Origin of the sequence: Parasegetibacter sp. NRK P23 (assembly GCF_023721715.1) — a bacterium.
GTDB lineage: Bacteria > Bacteroidota > Bacteroidia > Chitinophagales > Chitinophagaceae > Parasegetibacter.
This window is the reverse complement of sequence record NZ_JAMDLG010000017.1, coordinates 19,595-39,476: the sequence shown is the minus strand read 5'-3', so window position 1 is coordinate 39,476 and position 19,882 is coordinate 19,595. Positions and strand designations below refer to the sequence as shown.

Annotated in this window: 15 protein-coding genes and 1 tRNA gene; 13 read left to right on the top strand and 3 right to left on the bottom strand. The window is 49.4% G+C overall.

What is annotated here, in order from left to right:
* Positions 1 to 67: 67 nt before the first annotated feature.
* The 3 genes from M4J38_RS17945 to M4J38_RS17935 form a co-directional block, all read right to left on the bottom strand.
* On the bottom strand, positions 68 to 547 hold the full coding sequence (locus tag M4J38_RS17945; RefSeq protein ID WP_251761186.1) for a DinB family protein: 480 nt from the start codon (positions 545 to 547) through the stop codon (positions 68 to 70).
* A gap of 32 nt (positions 548 to 579) precedes the next feature.
* Positions 580 to 1,083, bottom strand: a complete 504-nt coding sequence (locus tag M4J38_RS17940) for a hypothetical protein (RefSeq protein ID WP_251761185.1) — start codon at positions 1,081 to 1,083, stop codon at positions 580 to 582.
* Between the two features lie 597 nt (positions 1,084 to 1,680).
* Positions 1,681 to 1,752 (bottom strand) — tRNA-Glu (locus M4J38_RS17935).
* A gap of 175 nt (positions 1,753 to 1,927) precedes the next feature.
* Here M4J38_RS17935 and gap point away from each other — a divergent pair.
* The 13 genes from gap (at position 1,928) to M4J38_RS17870 (ending at position 19,799) form a co-directional block, all read left to right on the top strand.
* Positions 1,928 to 2,941: a type I glyceraldehyde-3-phosphate dehydrogenase gene (gap, locus tag M4J38_RS17930; RefSeq protein ID WP_251761184.1), complete on the top strand. Its 1,014-nt coding sequence runs from the start codon at positions 1,928 to 1,930 to the stop codon at positions 2,939 to 2,941.
* Between the two features lie 74 nt (positions 2,942 to 3,015).
* Complete coding sequence (gene pgk, locus M4J38_RS17925; protein WP_251761183.1) at positions 3,016 to 4,215, top strand: phosphoglycerate kinase; 1,200 nt, start codon at positions 3,016 to 3,018, stop codon at positions 4,213 to 4,215.
* A 317-nt stretch (positions 4,216 to 4,532) separates the two neighbouring features.
* A complete protein-coding gene (locus M4J38_RS17920; RefSeq protein WP_251761182.1) occupies positions 4,533 to 5,816 on the top strand; it encodes a DUF3472 domain-containing protein in 1,284 nt (427 codons plus the stop codon).
* A gap of 573 nt (positions 5,817 to 6,389) precedes the next feature.
* Positions 6,390 to 7,391 carry a type I glyceraldehyde-3-phosphate dehydrogenase gene (locus M4J38_RS17915; RefSeq protein WP_251761181.1) on the top strand — a complete coding sequence of 334 codons (1,002 nt, stop codon included), beginning with the start codon at positions 6,390 to 6,392 and terminating at the stop codon, positions 7,389 to 7,391.
* Between the two features lie 32 nt (positions 7,392 to 7,423).
* Positions 7,424 to 8,014: a LemA family protein gene (locus tag M4J38_RS17910; protein ID WP_251761180.1), complete on the top strand. Its 591-nt coding sequence runs from the start codon at positions 7,424 to 7,426 to the stop codon at positions 8,012 to 8,014.
* Between the two features lie 14 nt (positions 8,015 to 8,028).
* The gene (locus tag M4J38_RS17905) at positions 8,029 to 8,490 is read left to right on the top strand and encodes a TPM domain-containing protein (RefSeq protein WP_251761179.1); all 462 of its coding nucleotides are present in this window, start codon (positions 8,029 to 8,031) and stop codon (positions 8,488 to 8,490) included.
* A gap of 5 nt (positions 8,491 to 8,495) precedes the next feature.
* Entirely contained in the window at positions 8,496 to 9,281 is a 786-nt protein-coding gene (locus M4J38_RS17900) for a YgcG family protein (protein ID WP_251761178.1), read from the top strand.
* Between the two features lie 69 nt (positions 9,282 to 9,350).
* Complete coding sequence (locus M4J38_RS17895; protein ID WP_251761177.1) at positions 9,351 to 9,695, top strand: PadR family transcriptional regulator; 345 nt, start codon at positions 9,351 to 9,353, stop codon at positions 9,693 to 9,695.
* Between the two features lie 14 nt (positions 9,696 to 9,709).
* Positions 9,710 to 11,200 (top strand): glycerol kinase GlpK, encoded by a 1,491-nt coding sequence (gene glpK / locus M4J38_RS17890; RefSeq protein ID WP_251761176.1) that lies wholly within the window; start codon positions 9,710 to 9,712, stop codon positions 11,198 to 11,200.
* A 16-nt stretch (positions 11,201 to 11,216) separates the two neighbouring features.
* Positions 11,217 to 12,554 carry an MATE family efflux transporter gene (locus tag M4J38_RS17885; RefSeq protein ID WP_251761175.1) on the top strand — a complete coding sequence of 446 codons (1,338 nt, stop codon included), beginning with the start codon at positions 11,217 to 11,219 and terminating at the stop codon, positions 12,552 to 12,554.
* A gap of 808 nt (positions 12,555 to 13,362) precedes the next feature.
* Positions 13,363 to 16,587 carry a SusC/RagA family TonB-linked outer membrane protein gene (locus M4J38_RS17880; RefSeq protein WP_251761174.1) on the top strand — a complete coding sequence of 1,075 codons (3,225 nt, stop codon included), beginning with the start codon at positions 13,363 to 13,365 and terminating at the stop codon, positions 16,585 to 16,587.
* A gap of 11 nt (positions 16,588 to 16,598) precedes the next feature.
* Positions 16,599 to 18,173, top strand: coding sequence for a SusD/RagB family nutrient-binding outer membrane lipoprotein (locus M4J38_RS17875; protein ID WP_251761173.1), 1,575 nt, complete (start codon positions 16,599 to 16,601; stop codon positions 18,171 to 18,173).
* 18 nt (positions 18,174 to 18,191) lie between these two features.
* Positions 18,192 to 19,799, top strand: a complete 1,608-nt coding sequence (locus M4J38_RS17870) for a DUF5689 domain-containing protein (protein WP_251761172.1) — start codon at positions 18,192 to 18,194, stop codon at positions 19,797 to 19,799.
* The last annotated feature ends 83 nt before the right edge of the window (positions 19,800 to 19,882 follow it).

Sequence of the window (19,882 nt, the reverse complement as noted above, 5' to 3'; positions counted from 1 at the left end):
CTGTATCGGTTTATCAGGCAATAGTACATAGGTTTGTATCTTATGGATGGCCGTTTGTTTTCCAGGCTCACTGATGGGAATCCGCAACTATTTTTTTAAGCAGTACGATTTGGGCCAGATGGTAATAGCTGTGTTCAATCACGGCCTCCATGTTTCTTTGATAGGTTCCGTATTTTTCATCGAAGAAAGGCTGGCTCAACTTGTCTGCTGTCATCTTTTCAATAGCGTCCGCAAGTTTTTCCGCATTGCTGAGAAGTGTCACTACGAGGTGCTGCCAATCCTGTTCAGCCTGGATAGGGGGAAGGTCAAAACTGTATTTGTCGCTGATGGTGAGTTTACCGGTCTCAAATGCGTCCAGGATTCCGGCCATGTAATAGTTGATGTGGTAGGTGAGGGCGGCAATAGTATTGAAGTTGCCTGTTTTCTGCGTTGCCTGCATCCAATTCAGGTCCTGGAGTTGTTCACGGTAATTGGTGTTTGCGATGAAATGTCCATTCAGGAAGACTTCGCGAAGGCGGTTAGCAACGGTGGTGGAGGTGCCTGACATAGTGATGTGGCTGGTGTTTCTTCAAGGGATTTTTAGTTCTGGTTATTGGTATTCCTTTTATAAACATATTCATGCCGGTTTATCCATTCTTTAGCTCCTTCGAACAGTACGTCTTTTCTTATTCTACAGGTTTGTTTACCAATAATGTAAGTGTGCCTGAAAGTTGCGTCTTTGTTGTCATTGCCATCTTTCCCTCTTTCTTCTGTAATAATTTCAATATCGCCATTGGATAGTTTTCTTCTTGATTTTACCTGCTCGTTGCCAATATAATCGCCGTTAGTGGATATGGTGATGGTATCGATGGAGTTCGCACTTTTTTCATTGGGATAGATGTTGTACAGCAGGAACCGGTTGGTGTTGTTTATCCTTTTAAAACTCATATCAGCGGGCATTGTATATGGTTTTCCGGTGGAATAATCCAGGTAGGTAAGGGAACCCTGCCAGTTCCCGGTAATGCCTTCAAAGGTTTTAATTAATGTTTTAAAATTGGTTTGTGCGTTGCCAGTAGCTGCTATAAGTATGGCTAAAACTGCCATATATATCCTTAGCATTTTCATTTTGTTTGTTTATCGTTTGTGGAGGTGTTCACGGGACTAAAGGATTTCTGTGAATAATATTCGTTATGGGAAAACTGATCTGGAATTGGATTTTTGTATTGCTAGTAGTAGATTTCACTACATGTGTTCCCCTGAAATGCAATTAAACTTTCAATTCTTTAACCAATAACATCTTTTTCTCCAGGCTTTCAATCATTCGGTCAGATATAAAGTCCAGCATAAGATGGATATTGTCATTCCTTCCAGTCTATTTCATAATCAAATCCGCGGGTCTGTATTTTCTGGTACCATTTTTTAAATAGATTGGGCCTATCCTGATTTTTCCATCCTGAAGGGGCAGTGTTTCTCCTGCAATAAAGTGCTGAATATCATTCTTAAAATGAGCGGGGATGTCTTCAGGGAAAATAGTTTCCTTTCTGCATAATGTGTGCAGGAAACCAAGCTGTTTTTCTATCTTTTGGTATGACGTGTTCATGGTACCGTAACTTAAACGCTACAATTCAAATTTAAGCAATCGGCCCCAACAAATTACCCTAAACAAAAAAGGACCACCTTTTCAGATGATCCTTTTTTTCGTAGCGCGTACGGGAATCGAACCCGTCATTCCTCCGTGAAAGGGAGGCGTCTTAGCCGCTTGACCAACGCGCCATTAGCGATTTGGGAGTGCAAAAATAGGATACGTTTTCAATTCGCCAAAAATATTTGAGATTTTTTTTCATCTTTCTTTTGCAATCGCTTTCAAATGTTTCGGGAGATGGCTTTTTTATTAGGTGGAAAATGGTAACTTCGCCAACGATTTTTCAACGTATAAACCAATATAATCATGAGCAAAGTAAAAGTTGCGATCAACGGTTTCGGAAGAATAGGAAGACTGGCTTACCGTCAGATCTACAACATGGAAGGTATTGATGTTGTTGCCATCAACGACCTTACCAGTCCGAAAGTGCTGGCGCACCTCCTCAAATACGATACAGCCCAGGGCCGTTTCGACGCAGATGTTACCAACTCCGACAGCTCCATCTCCGTAAACGGTGATGAGATCAAAATATACGCACAGAAAGATCCCGCACAAATTCCCTGGGGACAGCACGATGTTGATGTAGTGCTGGAATGTACCGGGTTCTTCACCGATAAAGACAAAGCCGCCGCGCACCTGACCGCCGGCGCTAAACGCGTGGTGATTTCCGCCCCCGCTACCGGTGACCTGAAGACCATCGTTTTCAACGTGAACCACAGCATCCTCGATGGTTCTGAAACCATCATTTCCTGCGCTTCCTGCACCACCAACTGTTTGGCGCCAATGGCCAAAGTACTGAACGACCAGTTCGGTATCGAAGCAGGCAGCATGACCACCATCCACGCTTATACCAACGACCAGAATACACTGGACGCGCCACACGCGAAAGGCGATCTTCGTCGCGCACGTGCTGCCGCAGCCAACATCGTTCCCAACTCTACAGGTGCCGCCAAAGCTATCGGCCTGGTACTGCCCGAACTGAAAGGTAAACTGGACGGCGGCGCACAACGCGTTCCCACCATCACCGGTTCCGTAACAGAACTTACCGCCATCCTCGGCAAAAAAGTAACCGCGGAAGAAGTGAACGCAGCCATGAAAGCCGCTTCCAACGAAAGCTTCGGTTACACTGAAGACGAAATCGTGAGCAGCGACGTGATCGGCACCACCTTCGGATCCCTGTTTGATGGTACTCAAACCAAAGTGGTGACCGTAGGCGATAAGCAACTGGTGAAAACAGTTTCCTGGTACGACAACGAAATGAGCTATGTTTCCCAACTCGTGCGCACCGTGAAATTCTTCGCCGGACTCATCAGCAAATAATGCAATAGAAAATTAACATAGAAAACCGTAGCGCTCCTACGGTTTTTTGTTTTTCAATCCCAAAATATTCTACCATGAGCCAATTCTCCCAACATAATTTCTCCGGACAAAAAGCATTGATCCGCGTTGATTTCAACGTGCCACTGGATAAAGCCACACAAGCCATCACCGATGATACGCGCATGAAGGCTGCCATTCCCACCATTCAGAAAATTCTGAAAGACGGTGGCAGCGTGATCCTGATGAGCCATCTCGGTCGCCCGAAAGAAGGACCCGAAGAAAAATATTCCCTGAAACATCTTGTAAAGCACCTCAGCGAACTGCTCGGTGGCACAACAGTATTGTTCGCAAACGACTGTATTGGCGAGCAGGCCTATCTTACCGCCGATATGATGAAGCCGGGTGAGGTATTGCTGCTTGAAAACCTGCGTTTTTACAAAGAAGAAGAGAAAGGCGATGCCTCTTTCGCGGAGAAACTCAGCAAACTGGGCGATGTATATGTGAACGATGCTTTCGGTACCGCGCACCGGGCCCATGCCTCCACCGCGGTAATCGCGCAGTTCTTCCCCAAAGAAAAAAGGATGTTCGGTTTCGTGATGGAAGGTGAAGTGAACAGCGCCGAAAAAGTGCTCCATGCGGCTGAAAAGCCATTTACCGCTATCATCGGCGGCGCTAAAGTCTCCGATAAAATACTCATCATCGAGAACCTGCTCGAACGTGCTACCGACATCATCATCGGCGGCGGAATGGCCTACACTTTCATGAAGGCCCAGGGCGGGAAAATCGGTAAATCGCTTTGTGAAGACGACCGCCTGCAAACCGCGTCCGACCTCCTGGAGAACGCGAAGGCCAAAGGCGTGAACATCCATCTGCCCGCAGACTCCGTGATTGCCGATAATTTCGCTGCCGACGCCAACACGCAAACCGCGGCCAGCAATGAAATTCCTGATGGCTGGATGGGGCTTGATGTTGGTCCCGAAGCCGCAAAAGCTTTCGCTGAAGTGATCCTTCGTTCCAAAACCATTCTCTGGAATGGTCCGATGGGCGTGTTTGAAATGGAAAAGTTCCAGAAAGGTACCAAAGCCATTGCAGATGCAGTGGCCGAAGCCACCGAAAAAGGTGCTTTCTCCCTGGTGGGTGGCGGCGATTCCGTTGCGGCCGTGAACCAGTTCGGTTATACTGAAAAAGTAAGTTATGTGTCCACCGGTGGTGGCGCTATGCTGGAATATTTTGAAGGGAAGGAATTGCCGGGTATTGCGGCTGTGAAAGCGTAGTGTACAGCAGGTGATATTTTTTGAGGTCCCTCCGGCGTTTTCCGGGGGGATTTTTTTTCACGCGATTGCTTTTTTCACGCGAAGACGCAAGGGAGCAAGGACGCAAAGAGCTGTTGGTATTTTGAGCGCATTTTTGAATTGAGGGCCGTCTCGTTGAGGCGGTTTTTTTATGCATATTCGAGGAGAATAGCAATACATATCTTACAGCGCATCATCCAAAATTCATCATCCAAAAATTCAAAATTAAATTCACGCAAACGGTTGCCGCCAAATCCTATCCATCTTTTGCCCATATTTGTTCCCTTCAAACCCTTTGCATGAAACGCTTTTGTATATTGTCTGTCGTTTTGGGCCTGTTCGCCGTTCTTCCCATGGCGGCGAACGCCCATTTTTTTGCTGACTCCATTGTTGTGCCGTTGGGAGGAAATACCTGGGCCACCAACGCGAAGCAACAGCGGGGCCTTATTTCCAATAATGGCATAAAAGGCTGGAGCGACGACGCGGTTGTATTCAATACCTATGTCAGGATCAACACTGCTGGGGAACTTTCCATCCAGCTGAACGGAAACACATCTGCTGAATCCCGTTTACGCATTACCGTGAATAATTCGGCAAAAGAAATTGAATGGAAAGCGGGAATGCAAAAAGTAGATGCGGGATACTGGAAACTCACCAGGCCAGGGTATTATGCCATCAGTTTACAGGGACTTAAAAAGAAGGGTGATGCCTATCCTTCATTGGCTGCTTACACTTTATCCGGCACCGCGGCTCAAACTGCGCCCGATTATGTATCCACCAACGAGGGAAATTATTTTTACTGGGGAAGAAGAGGGCCATCGGTGCACCTCAGTTACCCTTTTCCTGATTCCATCAAGGCCGAATACTTTTACAACGAAGTAACCGTGAAGCCCGGTAATGATGTGATTGGCTCTTACTATATGGCCAATGGCTTCGGAGAAGGATATTTCGGGATGCAGGTGAACAGCGCTACGGAACGCAGAATACTGTTTTCCGTATGGAGTCCGTTCCAGACCGATGATCCGAAGGCGATCCCGGAAGACCAGAAAATTGTATTGCTAAAGAAAGGAGAGGGTGTGCATACCGGCGAATTCGGCAACGAAGGATCCGGCGGACAAAGCTACCTCCGCTACAACTGGATCACCGGCAATACTTATAAGTTCCTGCTTAAAGGTGTTCCCGATGGACCGGAACACACGATATATACCGCATGGTTTTTCGCGCCTGAAAAAAACAACTGGCAACTCATCGCGTCATTCCGTCGCCCGAAGAAAAGTACTTACCTGACCCGGTTCCATTCTTTCCTCGAGAATTTTAGTCCCGACCAGGGCGATAAAGAAAGAAAAGTCGAATTCAACAACCAATGGATCCGCGACAACAAGGGCCAATGGCACGAACTCACCCATGCCCGCTTTACCGGCGACAACACTGCCCGCAAAGGATACAGGATGGACTATGGCGGCGGGGTGGCAGGAAATGTTTTTTTCCTGAGAAACTGTGGTTTTTTCACGGATAACACCGCGTTGGATGCCTCGTTTTCGAGGAAGGCAGGAGGGAAGAAGCCGGTGGGGTTGCCGGAGTAGGTGAGTAGGAATTTCTCGCGAAGACGCAAGGGAGCAAGGACGCAAAGCCTTAATTATTGGGCGGAATTTCGTTAGGCGGAATTTTTTTGTTTCTCGCAGCGGCGCGGAGGCGCAACGTGAGACGCTGAATTGGTATCCTCCTGATTATTGGCAATAGCAAACAACCATTTTTCCCGGATCACATAAAAACTATAGCTCCTTCAATAGGCTGCCAAAAATAAATATTCAAACAAATCAGGACTCCGCAATACATCAGCTCTCCGCGTCGCTGCGAGAAAAATAAAAACAGCCCAATGGTACCGTTGCGATAAATCAACAAGTCCTCAAACAGCAACCTGCCCCACCCACTCAAGGCTTTGCGTCTCCGCGTTGCGAGGAACGGAGCAACCGCGAGAAAATGCTCCCACAGCCACCCGCCCCTCAACCACTCCTTGCGTCCTTGCTCCTTTGCGTCATTGCGTGAAAAAAAACCATCGCGTGCAACGAAACAATAATGCACCAACAAAAATTCTTCCCCTGAAACCACCCCGCAATACCCTAACTTTGCGCCCTTAACCTGCCATTATTTTAACCATGAAGATCGCCATCAATGGAATGGGCCGCATCGGGCGCCTCCTGTTCCGTCGTTTGATTGAAGAACCAGGCATTGAACTTGTTGCCATCAACGATATTATGCCCCGGGAAAACCTGCTCTATCTCCTGAAATACGATTCCGTTTACGGTACTTCGCCGCTGGATATGCTCGCGCTGAACGAAACACTCGTCATCAACGCAAAACCAATCGAACTGCTCAGTGAACCGGATGCTTTAAAGCTGCCCTGGAAAAGCCTGGGTGTAGACCTCGTGATAGAATGTTCCGGTGTGTACACAAAAAAGGAGAAAGCCGCCCTGCACCTGGAAGCGGGGGCAAAACACGTGCTGCTTTCCACCACCGGAGATACGGATGTGCCACTGCTCATACACGGCTACAACCACGATGAATGGCGGCCGGAAGACAAAATCGTTTCCCCCGGTGGCTGCATGACCAATAGTTCCACACCAGTACTCGATATCCTGGAATCCGCGATCGGGATTGAGTCGGTACAACTCAATTTCCTGCATTCCTACACTTCCCGTCAGCAGCTTGTGGATGCTCCGCACCACGATTTCAGGAGGGGCAGGGCCGCCGCCGAATCCATTATCCCAGTGGAGATAGACCAGGCCGCTACGCTGGAAAGGCTGATCCCCTCCCTGAAGGGGAAGATTGCCGCCGTTTCCACCCGCGTGCCCGTTGCGAATGGCGCTATGGCCGATATCAGCGTGGTGCTCAAGAACAAAATCTCCAGGGAACAGATCCACGCCATCTTTGAAGAAGAGGCGAATGCCAAATACAAAGGCGTGCTGGCCGTGAACCATGAACAACTCGTTTCCCTCGATTTCAAAGGGAACACCCATTCCTGTGTGGTGGACGCCACACTCACTTCCATCGTGGGCAACCACCTTAAACTTATCGTGTGGTTTGATAACGAATACGGTTTCACCAGCCGGATGATCGACTGGGTACGCACCATTGGCGGAATGAACGCTTTAGCTTAACTTTAAACCCTCACCATCAAATCTTTCAGAAAATGAAGACTAAATCATTGGTTCTAATTGGAATAGCTGCTGTTTTATTGATCCTGGCCGGATGTGGTTGCAACGGATACAATTCCCTGGTGCAGCAGGATGAAGTGGTAAAAAATAAATGGGCAAACGTACAGAGCGACTACCAGCGTCGTGCTGACCTCATTCCCAATCTCGTGAATACAGTGAAAGGAGAAGCGGATTTTGAAAAGACCACCTTGCAAAATGTGATTGATGCAAGAGCAAGGGCAACGCAAATGAGGGTTGATCCCGCTGATCTTACACCTGAGAAATTAAAAGAGTTCCAGGCGGCACAGGGACAACTGTCCCAAGCGCTCGGCAGGTTGCTGATGGTAACTGAAAACTATCCTAACCTCAGGGCCAACGATGCGTTCCGCAACCTGCAGGCTCAGTTGGAAGGAACAGAGAACAGGATCAAAGTGGCAAGAAATGATTTCAACGAAGCGGTAAGGGCTTACAATACGAAGGCGCGTTCTTTCCCCACAAATATATTCGCGGGCATGTTCGGCTTCACACCCAAAGAAGGATTCGCTGCGGAAGCCGGAAGTGAAAGAGCGCCTGAAGTTAAATTCTGATAAATACATCGCCTGTGTCGCTATTCTCTTTTTCAAAGAAGAAAGAACTTATTCCCGCATCGGAACAACAACCGATCCTGGAAGCCATTAAATGGGCCGAACAGAAAACCAGCGGTGAAGTGCGCGTGTACATTGAATCGCATTGCCGTTTCGTGAACCCGATCGATCGTGCCCTGGAAGTGTTCCACGGATTGAAAATGCACGAAACAAAAGACCGCAACGCGGTGCTGGTGTACATCGCATTGAAGGACCACCAGTTAGCTGTTTACGGCGATAAAGGCATTCATGAGAAAGTAGGAGACGACTACTGGCGCAGGGAAGTGGACAAAATGATCGCCGCTTTCAATGGCGAAAACATCGCGAACGGCATTGCCGCCGTAGTAACCGATATCGGGGATGCCCTGCACACGCACTTCCCTTATGACAGCGACACCGATAAAAATGAACTGCCCGACGAAATCGTCTTCGGGCACTGATCCTTATGATGAAGAAACTCCTGCTGATATGTTTGCTCTGCTGGATGGGAACCGCCGCGCTCCTGGCGCAGGATATTCCTAAAAGGCCCACCCCACCCAGGTTGGTGAACGACCTGGCGCAGGTGATGACGCCCGACCAGGTGGCCACACTGGAAGCGAAACTCGTAGCCTACGACGATAGTACCTCTAACCAGATCGCTATCGTGACCGTGAAAAGTCTCGGCGGATACGAAATTGAAGAGTACGCATTGAAGATTCTCCGCGACTGGGGCGTGGGCAACAAAGCCACCAACAACGGAATCGTGATCGTCGCGGCTATTGATGACCGTAAGATCAGGATCGAAACGGGCTACGGGCTGGAAGGCGCTGTACCCGATATCACCGCCAAACAGATCATCGACAACGATATCACCCCCGCGTTCCGGGAAGGAAATTTTTACCGGGGGTTCGACCATGCGGCTGAATCCATTATGAAGGCTGCCGCCGGGGAGTACAAGGCACCCGCCGAATACAGGGACCGGAAGCGCACGAAAGAACGCGGCATAGGTGGCGGAGCCATCGTATTGGCGGTAATCATCATTATCATCAGCCTGATCTCCAGGGGAGGTGGCGGCGGCGGTATGATGTCGCGCCGTGGATACCGTGGCTGGAACGGGCCCGTGTTCATGGACTGGGGTGGTTTTGGCGGCGGCGGACGAAGTGGCGGTGGCGGCTGGTCAGGCGGTGGCGGAGGATTCGGCGGCTTCGGCGGAGGAAGTGGTGGCGGTGGCGGAGCCAGCGGCTCGTGGTAATTAAGTTTTTGTAACGCAGCAGTTGTTCCCGTAAAACCACGTAAGTTGGAACGGGAAAAAAAATAATAAATGTCGGAGAACCCAAACTATTTCCTGACCCGTTGGCAATCTCAGCTCAAAAAGGGATTGTTCGAATACATTATCATGCTGTTGCTCCAGAAGAAAGAACGGTACGGTTATGAACTCATCAGCGATATAAAGGGCCAGTTCGATATGGATATAGCGGACGGCACCATTTACCCGTTGCTGAACCGGTTGAAAAAAGAAAAGATCGTGGAATCGCGTTGGGTGGAAATGGAAGAAGGTATTCCCCGTAAATACTACCAGCTTACCGACCTGGGTAAGCAGCAACTGGAAGAAATGTACGGCTATCTCGGCGAACTCATGCGCGCCATCAGTGAACTCAAAAGTTAATCCCCTGTTGCACTATGGAAAAATATATTCTTTCTCTGGATCTGGCTTCTTCCACCGCGGGCGCAACCCTGGTGAACAGGGATGGTAAGGTACTGGCCCGTGTACAGAAGGATTTTGAAAAGTATTACCCGCGCCCCGACTGGATCGAATTCGATCCGGGAGAGCTCTGGTACTCCCAACTGGATGCCGCGCGCGAAGTAATCAAAGATGCCGCCATCGCACCTGAAAATATCGCCGCCATCGGTATCGCCAACCAACGTGAAACCACCATCGTATGGGACCGTGAAACAGGCAAACCCATTTACAACGCCATTGCCTGGCAAGACAAACGAAGCGCTGAAATATGCGACCAGTTGCACTACCAGGGCATGAGTGAAATGATCCGCGAGAAAACAGGACTCATCCTCGACGCTTATTTCTCCGCCAGCAAAATACAATGGATCATCAACGAAGTACCCGGCGCCAAACGAAAGGCGGAAGAAGGAAAACTGGCATTCGGAACCATAGACTCCTGGCTGGTATGGAAACTGACGGGCGGCAAACAACACATCACCGATGTAACGAATGCTTCGCGCACCTTGCTGTTTAATATTCATACCCAGCAATGGGACCAGGAACTTTGCAGGCTCTTCTCCATCCCCATGCTCATGCTCCCCAAAGTGGTGGATTGCGATGAAGTGGTGGCTGAAACAGAACCTAATTTACTGGGCGCCGCTATCCCCATCGCGGGCATCGCCGGCGACCAGCACGCGTCGTTGTTCGGACACGCGTGTTTTGAACCTGGCAGCATCAAGAATACATACGGCTCCGGCTGCTTTCTGCTCATGAATACGGGGGAACAACCGATTTTATCCAGGAACAACCTCGTAACGACGATCGCCTGGAAGATCGGAGGAAAAACAACCTATGCCCTGGAAGCAAGTGTGTTCGGCGGAAGTTCCACCTTCCGCTGGCTCCGGGATGGATTGGGCATCATCGATACCACCGCCGAAGTGGAACAACTCGCGCAAACCGAGACCGATAACGGCGGTGTCTATTTTGTACCCGCTTTCAGCGGACTGGGGTCCCCTTACTGGGATCCCTATGCGAAAGGCATGATCATCGGCATCAGCAGGGGCACGACGGCCGGGCATATCGCACGCGCCAGCCTGGAAGGCGTGGCGCTGGGGATTTGTGACGCGGTGGCCGCACTTGAAAAAGAGAATGGCTATGCCGTTACGGAACTAAAGGTGGATGGCTCTTCTGTGGCGTACGACCTGTTGTTGCAACTACAGACCAATCTCTTGCAACGCCCCGTGGTAAAACCGGGATTCGTTTCGCAAAGTGCCCTGGGCGCGGCTTATCTCGCAGGACTCGCCGTAGGCGTTTGGGAGCATATAGACACCATCAAAGCTTTTTACTCCGTCGAAAAAAAATACGTCCCGGCTGAAAACGGCCCCGATCTCCAGAACATACACCGTTACTGGAAGAAAGCAATCGCCAGGGTACAGCGCTGGGAGTTTTAGTTACCTTTGCTGCCTTATGAAAAAAGAGGCGGTAAGAACGTTACAGGTGGCTGGTCCACTGATATTGGGTAATCTCACGCAGATTGCGCTGGGACTTATCGACTCCGCTATGGTGGGCGCCATCAGTTACAAACAACTTGCGGCCTCCTCCCTTGTTACCAATATGCTTGGTATTCCTTATGTGCTCGGCATAGGCATCACCGTTTCCATTTCTCCTTTGGTGGCCATCCACAACGGCCGTGGCGATCACCGCAAAGTAGCGCACTACGCTTACAATGGTTTCTGGCTCTGCGCCCTTACCGGGGTACTCATCGCGTTGTGCGTGGTACTGGGCCGGAATATCGTGTACAGCATGGGGCAGGATCCCGAAGTAGCCGCGCTGGCGGAACCTTATCTCGCCATCATGGGCTGGAGCATTATTCCGATGATGATGTTCCTCGCGCTCAAACAATTCACCGATGGCCTCGAATATACACGCCTGGCCATGGCGCTTTCCCTTTTCTCGCTTCCGCTGGATACTTTTCTGAACTGGGTATTCATCTTCGGAAAACTGGGCATGCCGCGCCTGGAACTGGTAGGCGCCGGACTAACCACCTTATTTTCAAGAACGGTCATCTTTGTTGTATTGCTCTGGGTGATCTTAAAAAAGAAAAGGTTCAGTGTGTATGGCAAATGGCGGCGGTTTGAATGGGTACTGAAACTGCGTTCCTGGTGGGAATTGCTGAAGATTGGCGTGCCTTCCAGTTTACAATACGGCATGGAGGCGGGCGCATTCTCTGTTTCAGGCATCATGATCGGATGGCTGGGCGCCACACAGCAGGCCGCGCACCAGATCGCGCTGAACTGCGCTTCCGCCACGTTCATGGTATCGGTAGGCTTATCGCAGGCGGGAAGTATCCGCGTCAGCGGAAGTTATGGGCGTAATGATTTTTCAGGCTTGCGGCGCATTGGTTTCAGCACACTTTACACCGCACTTATATATGGTGTGGCCTGCGGCATCTTCTTCATTCTTTTCAGAAACCTGTTGCCCCACGCGTTCAATAGCAATGCAGAAGTCGTGGACACCGCGGCTTTCTTATTGTTGTTCGCGGCGCTCTTTCAGATATCGGATTCCACACAATCTATTGGAGTAGGACTGCTCCGGGGTGTGCGTGATGTGAAGGTGCCCACCTTACTGGTGACCATCGCCTATTGGGTGCTGGGTATACCAACGGGGTATTACCTGGCCTTCAAAGCGGGGATGGGCGCCACGGGTATATGGATCGGCTTCGTGATCGGGCTGAGTTTCTCTTCAGTATTGTTGAATTCGAGGTTCAATAAGATTTCCCGGAAATTATTGTTCAGCCAGGCTTGATTCCCTTCTACTGCTGTATTAATTATTCGTTTACTTTTTGGTAACGATCTGTTAATGTTACGAAACCGAGGTGTATCGCTTTCCGATGTACCTTGCATACGCATATTTTAAGGCGCCCGATATAGTATAAAGAAGGGACGCCGATTGCTTATGAAGTGGAATAACACATATAAGGCAGGTTTTCTTTTTTCCCGGTTTCATCCGTTGGGGAAAACGGAATATTTCTGTTTGCGTTTATTCATTATAGTTAGTTCAATTTTTAATATTACACCGTTCATTTCAGGAATGACACGTCGGAGTGGACATTCATCCAGTTCGCATTCAGCCAAAGAAAATTTGCACCCGGAACATTACGTTTTGGTTAACAACCTTCGTTTGATGGTATCCGATTTATGTGCCGGTGTATCTTTGCGGCGTTATGGCTTTTCTGATTGGACCCTTGCTGATTTGAAAGCGGCGAAAGTTCGTTCTTCCTCAAAAAAAGGACCCGTACTTTTTGCCCCGGAATATACCGGGATCCCCGGCGTTCAGTTCCATAGCATATATCATAACAGTAAATTCCGGTGGGAGGCGCACCTGCCGGCTGTAATGAATATGACTGTGTAAATCCAACTTATTCCTGTTTTTGTAGCTGGCAAGCTGCCCGGCATCCCGCGAAAATGGCTGCCCTGGATAGCTATGTCCGTTATGGAACTGATAAGGAACTGAAGTATATGGAACCTATTCATCCGCTTTCAACACCTTCACTGGCTATGAAGGGAATGAGAAGATAGCCTGTACCATCTTTAACAAACCCAGAATGTTGTTTATGAAAATTTCTACGACCGTTTCAGGGAAGAAAAAACCGGTGCTTCGGCTACTCGGAACCGTTCTTCTTCTGATGCTGAACATGATGCTGTTCGCCCAGCAAAAGAAGGTTACCGGTAAGGTAACCAACCCCGCCGATGGAAAACCGCTCCAGGATGTGAACATCCAGGTGAAAGGGACCAGCAGGGGGATGACGACCAATGCAAAAGGAGAATTTACGCTCACTGTAGCGGAGAACGATGTACTTGTAGTATCCGCTATCGGGTTCCAGACCAGGGAAATCCGTGTGGGCAACCAGAACAATATTGCAATCCAATTGGTGAGTGCCGCCAATGAGTTGCAGAACGTGGTGGTGACTTCACTTGGTATTAAAAGAGAAGCGCGTTCCCTTGGGTACGCCGTTACCAAAGTGGACAGTACCCAGCTTACGGATGCCGTTTCTTCCAACTGGACCGACGCGCTCTCCGGAAAAGTAGCGGGATTGAACCTGATCCGCTCTGGTAGCGGACCCGCCGGTTCAAACAAAATTATCCTCCGTGGAGAGAACAACCTCACCGGAGACAACGAAGCATTGATCGTATTGGATGGCGTGGTCATCAGCAACAGTGGTGGCCGCCGTTCCGCGAACAGTTCCGATAACGTATATGGAACCGGCAGCGATAACATGCCCGCGGATTACGGCAGTGTACTGAACGACCTGAACGCGGAAGATATTGAAAGCGTTACGGTGCTGAAAGGGCCGGGCGCTGCTGCGCTTTACGGGCAAAGAGGCGCGAATGGCGCGCTCATCATCACCACCAAATCCGGGAAGTCTAAAAAGAAAGGACATTTTAATGTACGCTTCAATTCTAACGGTTCCTTGGAATCCGTGAACCGCTGGCCAGATCTTCAGTATGAGTATGGCCAAGGGCTCGATGGAGCGGCACACTACTCTTATGGTTCCAGTGTGGATGGTGCAAGTACAAGTGGTACGAGTTCAGCATACGGTCCTCGCTTCGACGGACAAATGTTTTTCCAATACGATCCGGTGACGCAAGCCGTAGGCAAAGAAAGAACGCCCTGGGTGCCTTATGATAACCTGAACACGTTCTTTGAAACCGGTCGTAACCTGACCAATTCACTGACCATAGATGGAAAGATCAGCACCACTACCATGCGGCTTTCACTGACCACGCAAAACAATACCTGGATCATACCCAATACAGGATTTGAACGCAGGTCCATCAACCTGTCCACTACAACGGATGTTACGAAAAAGCTGAAGTGGACGAACAAAGTGAATTACAGCCACCGTAACAGCGATAACCTGCCCGGTGCGGGATATGGCAACCAGTCGCTGATGTACTGGTACATTTTCTGGCAACCCAATGCCGACCACAACTGGCTCAAAAACTACTGGGCAAACGGCAGCAGGTATACGCTGATAAAATATCCTTACAGCTCTTTCCCCGAGAACCCTTACGCGGTCGTGAACGAGTTCATCAACCGCAGTAAAAGGAATAATATTACCGCCAACTCACAGGCCTTGTACCAGTTCAATAAGGATCTGAGTCTGCTGGTGCGTTACAGTATTGATTTCGCGAACGATAAACGCGCGCAGGAGCGTCCTTATGATGCCGGAACACGTTTGCCGCAGGGATCTTTCCGTACGCAGAACATCTACGCGCAGGAAACCACGGTTGATTTCCTTGCCCGGTACAACAAAGATGTGAATGAAGATCTGAACCTCAACATCACGGTGGGAGGAAGTACGTTGAAAAACCGTTACAATAAAATTGATTTGCGTGCGGATGGGTTAAAATATCCGGGAATATATTCACTTGATAATAACCTTTATCCCATAGTTTCTATCCCGGATACCAACAGGTATACCTTCAACAGCTTCTATGGAATGTTTACGGCAGGTTTCCGCGATTATTTGTACGCGGAAGTTTCTACCCGGCAGGATTGGGCCAGTGTGTTGGCGAGTCCGTACAGAAAGGCCAATGTGGGATTTTTCTATCCCTCTTTAAGTATGAGTTTTATAGCTTCTCAGTTGCTGAATCTTCCAAAATCCGTCAACTACGCGAAATTGAGGGCCTCTGTCGCTAAAGTGGGCAGTGGCAGTACGTCTCCTTACCTGACGGCATACAGGTATTCACCGATTACCAATGTGCTTTACCCGGATAGCGTGTTTGCCAACCCTTCCGTGTTGCCTAACTATGACCTGAAACCGCTGTTTACCACTTCACTAGAGGTAGGCGCTGAAGTGAAGATGTTCAACAACCGCCTTGGATTTGATGTTGCGCTATACCACCAGACAGCAAGAGGACAAATATTGTCAAGGGTAATTGATCGGTCTTCCGGGCACAATGCTGTTACGATTAACGCGGGACGTGTAGACAACAAAGGCGTTGAAGTTGCCCTGAACGGCACGCTTATCCAGGCCAAAGGTAGAAAAGGCTTTGGATGGATGGCGTATGCGACCTTCTCCAGCAATAGAAACGAGATCATTTCCATGCCGGATAGCTCGGTAGTATTGCGTACCGGTCCCGTGGGTGGTGGGCAGATCGTGGCGCGGCCAGGCGGAAGCATGGGCGATTTATTCGGAAGGGGATACCAGCGTGCGCCCGATGGGCAGGTGATTTACGATGCCACTACAGGCTTAGCTAAAATCACGGAAGATGTGGTGTATCTCGGAAACACCATGCCGAAATACAGAGCCAGTATTGGCAACGATTTTAAGATCGGACAGTTTTTACTGAAAACCTTGTTTGATGCACAGGTAGGTGCGGTGGCGCACTCGCTGTTGAACTACAAATTGGTGGAACAGGGCAAATTGAAATCCACGCTTCCGGGCCGCTATGCCGGTATCATCGGGAACGGCGTGGTACAGAACCACGACGGAAGCTACCGGAAGAATGATGTGGTGGCTTATGATATTGATGAATATTACCGCTCGCACATGGGAACCGACAATGCTGAGGGAAGCACCTTCAGTACCGATTTCATCAAGTTCAGGGAAGCTTCGCTGAACTACCGCTTCACACCTAAGTTCCTGAAGAAAGTAGGATTGGCCAACGCGCAACTGGGTATTTACGGACGTAACCTCTTCGTATGGTCGCCCTGGCCCATGTTCGATCCTGAATTTGGAACACTGAGCGGAACAGACATCGTTACCGGTTTCGAAATCGCACAGTTCCCTTCCACCCGTTCCTACGGATTTAACCTCTCACTTGGATTTTAAAACAGTTGACAATGAAAAAGCAATTATATACAGTGGTCCTTTTATTGGCGGGTATAACTGGTTTAACATCCTGCGATAAAGATTTTGTAAAAGAGAACACTGATCCGGTGGCGCCACTTACCACAACTGCGGACAGACTTCTCGCGCCTGCACTGGTAAATTCCATGTGGCCGGGCATGTCGCGCAACAGGAACTTTAACAACGAGCTCATGCAGGTGACCGTGAACATGAGTGACGCGGATGCCACTGTTTTCAGGTATACTTTCAGAAGCACTTTTTCTGATTACCTGTGGAACGCATGGTATGTTCAGCTGACCAATTTCAAAGACATCTACGACAAAGCCGGTCAGGAAGGCGCGTTGAACGAATCTTATCAGGGAATTGCATTGATAGGACAGGCATGGCTTTTCTCCATGCTCACGGATACTTATGGTGATATACCTTATTTTGAATCCAACAAAGGAGATGCCACCAAAGGTGGTATTCTGGAACCCGCTTTCGACGCCCAGAAAGATATCTACCTTGATCTCTTCAAAAAGCTGGAAGAAGCGAATACCCTGCTCAGCAAAGGAACGACCATTACGATCAACAGTGATCCTGTTTTCAAAGGTGATATCGCCAAATGGAGGAAATTCGGTAACACCCTGTATATGCGGCTCCTGCTGCGTGTGGCGGGAAAAGCTGAAGTGGCACAGCAATGTATTGGTAAAATCAAGGAAATCGCAGAAACGAATACAGAAAACTATCCAACGATGCAAAGCAATGCCGATGCGGCTTTCATCCGTTGGACCGGTGGCGCCAGTACCACGGATCCCTATACATCGCCTTATGTAACCGGCGTTCGTTCGCAGGATTTCAGATCCCCGGCTATCGGTAAGTTTTTCATCGATCATCTCCGCGACTGGAGTGATCCCCGGCTTACCACATCCGGAGCTTACAGTGATGGAGGGGCCAACAGATGGGGGATCGCGCAGGGGTCCAATGGTTATGCCGGTGTGCCCAGTGGGTACGCGGTTGGCGCGGGAGAAAGTAAACAATCGTACTTCTATTCTAACGACCAGGCGCTAAGCACAGGAACCTATGGTGCAAGATCGTTGCAACAGCACCCGCTCACGGGTATCCTGATGAATTACGCCGAACTGCAGTTCATCCTGGCGGAAGCTGCGGTGAAAGGATGGATATCCGGCTCCGCTGAAAACTATTACAAAGCGGGTATCGCGGCGTCTATCAATTACTGGGTACCCACTTTTTCCGGTGCCGCCAATTCTACTGAATTGAACACGTACATCGCCAACGCCGACCTCACCTGGAATGAAGGAGGAAATATGGAAGCCAAAATGGAACAGATTCACTTGCAGAAATATTACGCCCTCTTTCTGGTAGACATGCAACAATGGTTTGAATACCGCCGCACTGGCCATCCCATCCTTCCCAAAGGCCCCGGTCTTATGAATGGTGGTGTAATGCCCGCCAGAATGACCTACCCGGTATATGTGCAATCGGCTAACCCAAGCAACTACAAAAAAGCAGTGGCCGCACAGGGACCCGATCTTATTTCTACCAATGTTTGGTGGCAAAAACCTTAAGCGATTAAAAAAGTTACAATGAAAAAATCAATCATATACGCTCTCCTGCTGGTGGCCACGGCCCTTTCATCAGGATGTAAAAAAGACAATTACCCCGGTGGTATGGTGGCTCCCATTCTTCCGCTTTACGATCTGAGGAACCTGCACAAGGGGGAAGATGTTTTGCTGAATGAAGAGACCATGTACGGTTCCACCGCTATTACAGGCGTCGTGATCTCTGATCATTCCGGCAAGAACCTGCCCGAAGGGCTGCTGATTATCCAGGATAAAAGAAGGTTATCACTGCTTCGTGGTATGGCCATCCAGATCGGCGCTGCCGCCGCTGATTATGTTCCCGGCGATTCCGTAGTGATGGACGTTACAGGAACAACACTTACAAGAAAAGATGGTATTCTCCAGATAGTGGGATTGCAGCCATCGGCCATTACAAAAGCAGGCAGCAATATTACTATTCCGCCAAACAGGGTTGGAAGTAATCTGATCCTGAACAAACCCAACGATTTTGAATGCACGCTCGTGGCGATTGTGAAAGCGGGATTCGATCCTGTGCCTCAGGCGACAGAACCTTACCTCGGCGATAAGATCATGAACGACGGCTTCGGCAACCTTGCCCTGCGTACAATACCCACCGCAACCTTTGCAAATACAACCGGACTGAATTTCAGCGCGAACTATTACGGCATCGTATTCAATACACAAGATGAAAAAGGAACCTTAACGCCGCACCAACGGATCCGTACCCTGAACGATGTGGTGCCGCTCAGCTCCACGCCGGATATCGCCGCCATCATTATCTCCGGTTACATGGCCGATGCGGAAGGGGGAGACGGAAATTATGAATACATGCAGTTCCTCGCCACAAAGGATATTGATTTTGCTGAAACACCCTTCTCCGTGGTAGTAACCAGCAACGCCGGAACCTCAAGCCCTACCGGTGTGTTCCCCATTAAAGGATGGGCCACCGGAGCCGATGCGGTTTCCGGCACTACGGCGCGTACCTTTAAATTCAACCTCACACAGGGAACCGTTTCCAAAGGAGAATTTTTCTATGTGGGCGGGTCTTCTAAGATGATCAACGGGGCAAGCTCCACTTCCATCGCCCAGGCAAAATGGATCCGCTCCTTTAACTATACCACCGCCGATGGAGACGGTTTCGGACTCAGAACCTCCGGGTTGTTCGCCAACAGCGGAAACGCCTCCGGGTTCGCAGTATTCGAAGGAATAAACGTAGACGTAAACTCCGCTCCCATAGATGTGATCTTCATCGGGGCAGGAGGTAGTATTTACCAGGCGGATCCGGCTGCAGGATATAAAATCGCCAATACAGACTTCTACGATAAAGTGGACCCGATTTCACTGACTTCGCAGCCCTACTACAGAAGTGGCACCAACGCGCTGAGCTTTAACTACCAGACACCCTCCGACCAGGGATTCTGGAACAAACTCGGAGGTGTGTACGATGCCAACCTGGGCAAATGGATCAAAGCAAGGTCACAGTTTAACCTGGACCTTTCCAAAACATCGAAGCTGGAAGATATCGAAGGCATCACGATGGTGAACATTCTAGATGCCGTAACCGGCGCATTGATCAGAACAGAACAAATCGAGCCTACCAAACTGAAATAGAAGAGAAACCTCATATTGTAAACAAGAGGGTGCATCAGAAATGGTGCACCCTTTTTATGTGGAGTTAAACACCAACTTTCCGC

Excerpts from the sequence above, each read along its gene's own strand:
- M4J38_RS17910 (WP_251761180.1), top strand. The coding sequence starts at position 7,424 with ATGAAGACTAAATCATTGGTTCTAATTGGAATAGCTGCTGTTTTATTG.
- M4J38_RS17875 (WP_251761173.1), top strand. The coding sequence starts at position 16,599 with ATGAAAAAGCAATTATATACAGTGGTCCTTTTATTGGCGGGTATAACT.
- M4J38_RS17895 (WP_251761177.1), top strand. The coding sequence starts at position 9,351 with ATGTCGGAGAACCCAAACTATTTCCTGACCCGTTGGCAATCTCAGCTC.
- M4J38_RS17870 (WP_251761172.1), top strand. The coding sequence starts at position 18,192 with ATGAAAAAATCAATCATATACGCTCTCCTGCTGGTGGCCACGGCCCTT.
- M4J38_RS17940 (WP_251761185.1), bottom strand. The coding sequence starts at position 1,083 with ATGGCAGTTTTAGCCATACTTATAGCAGCTACTGGCAACGCACAAACC.
- M4J38_RS17900 (WP_251761178.1), top strand. The coding sequence starts at position 8,496 with ATGATGAAGAAACTCCTGCTGATATGTTTGCTCTGCTGGATGGGAACC.
- M4J38_RS17880 (WP_251761174.1), top strand. The coding sequence starts at position 13,363 with ATGAAAATTTCTACGACCGTTTCAGGGAAGAAAAAACCGGTGCTTCGG.
- glpK (WP_251761176.1), top strand. The coding sequence starts at position 9,710 with ATGGAAAAATATATTCTTTCTCTGGATCTGGCTTCTTCCACCGCGGGC.
- M4J38_RS17915 (WP_251761181.1), top strand. The coding sequence starts at position 6,390 with ATGAAGATCGCCATCAATGGAATGGGCCGCATCGGGCGCCTCCTGTTC.
- M4J38_RS17885 (WP_251761175.1), top strand. The coding sequence starts at position 11,217 with ATGAAAAAAGAGGCGGTAAGAACGTTACAGGTGGCTGGTCCACTGATA.
- pgk (WP_251761183.1), top strand. The coding sequence starts at position 3,016 with ATGAGCCAATTCTCCCAACATAATTTCTCCGGACAAAAAGCATTGATC.
- gap (WP_251761184.1), top strand. The coding sequence starts at position 1,928 with ATGAGCAAAGTAAAAGTTGCGATCAACGGTTTCGGAAGAATAGGAAGA.
- M4J38_RS17920 (WP_251761182.1), top strand. The coding sequence starts at position 4,533 with ATGAAACGCTTTTGTATATTGTCTGTCGTTTTGGGCCTGTTCGCCGTT.
- M4J38_RS17945 (WP_251761186.1), bottom strand. The coding sequence starts at position 547 with ATGTCAGGCACCTCCACCACCGTTGCTAACCGCCTTCGCGAAGTCTTC.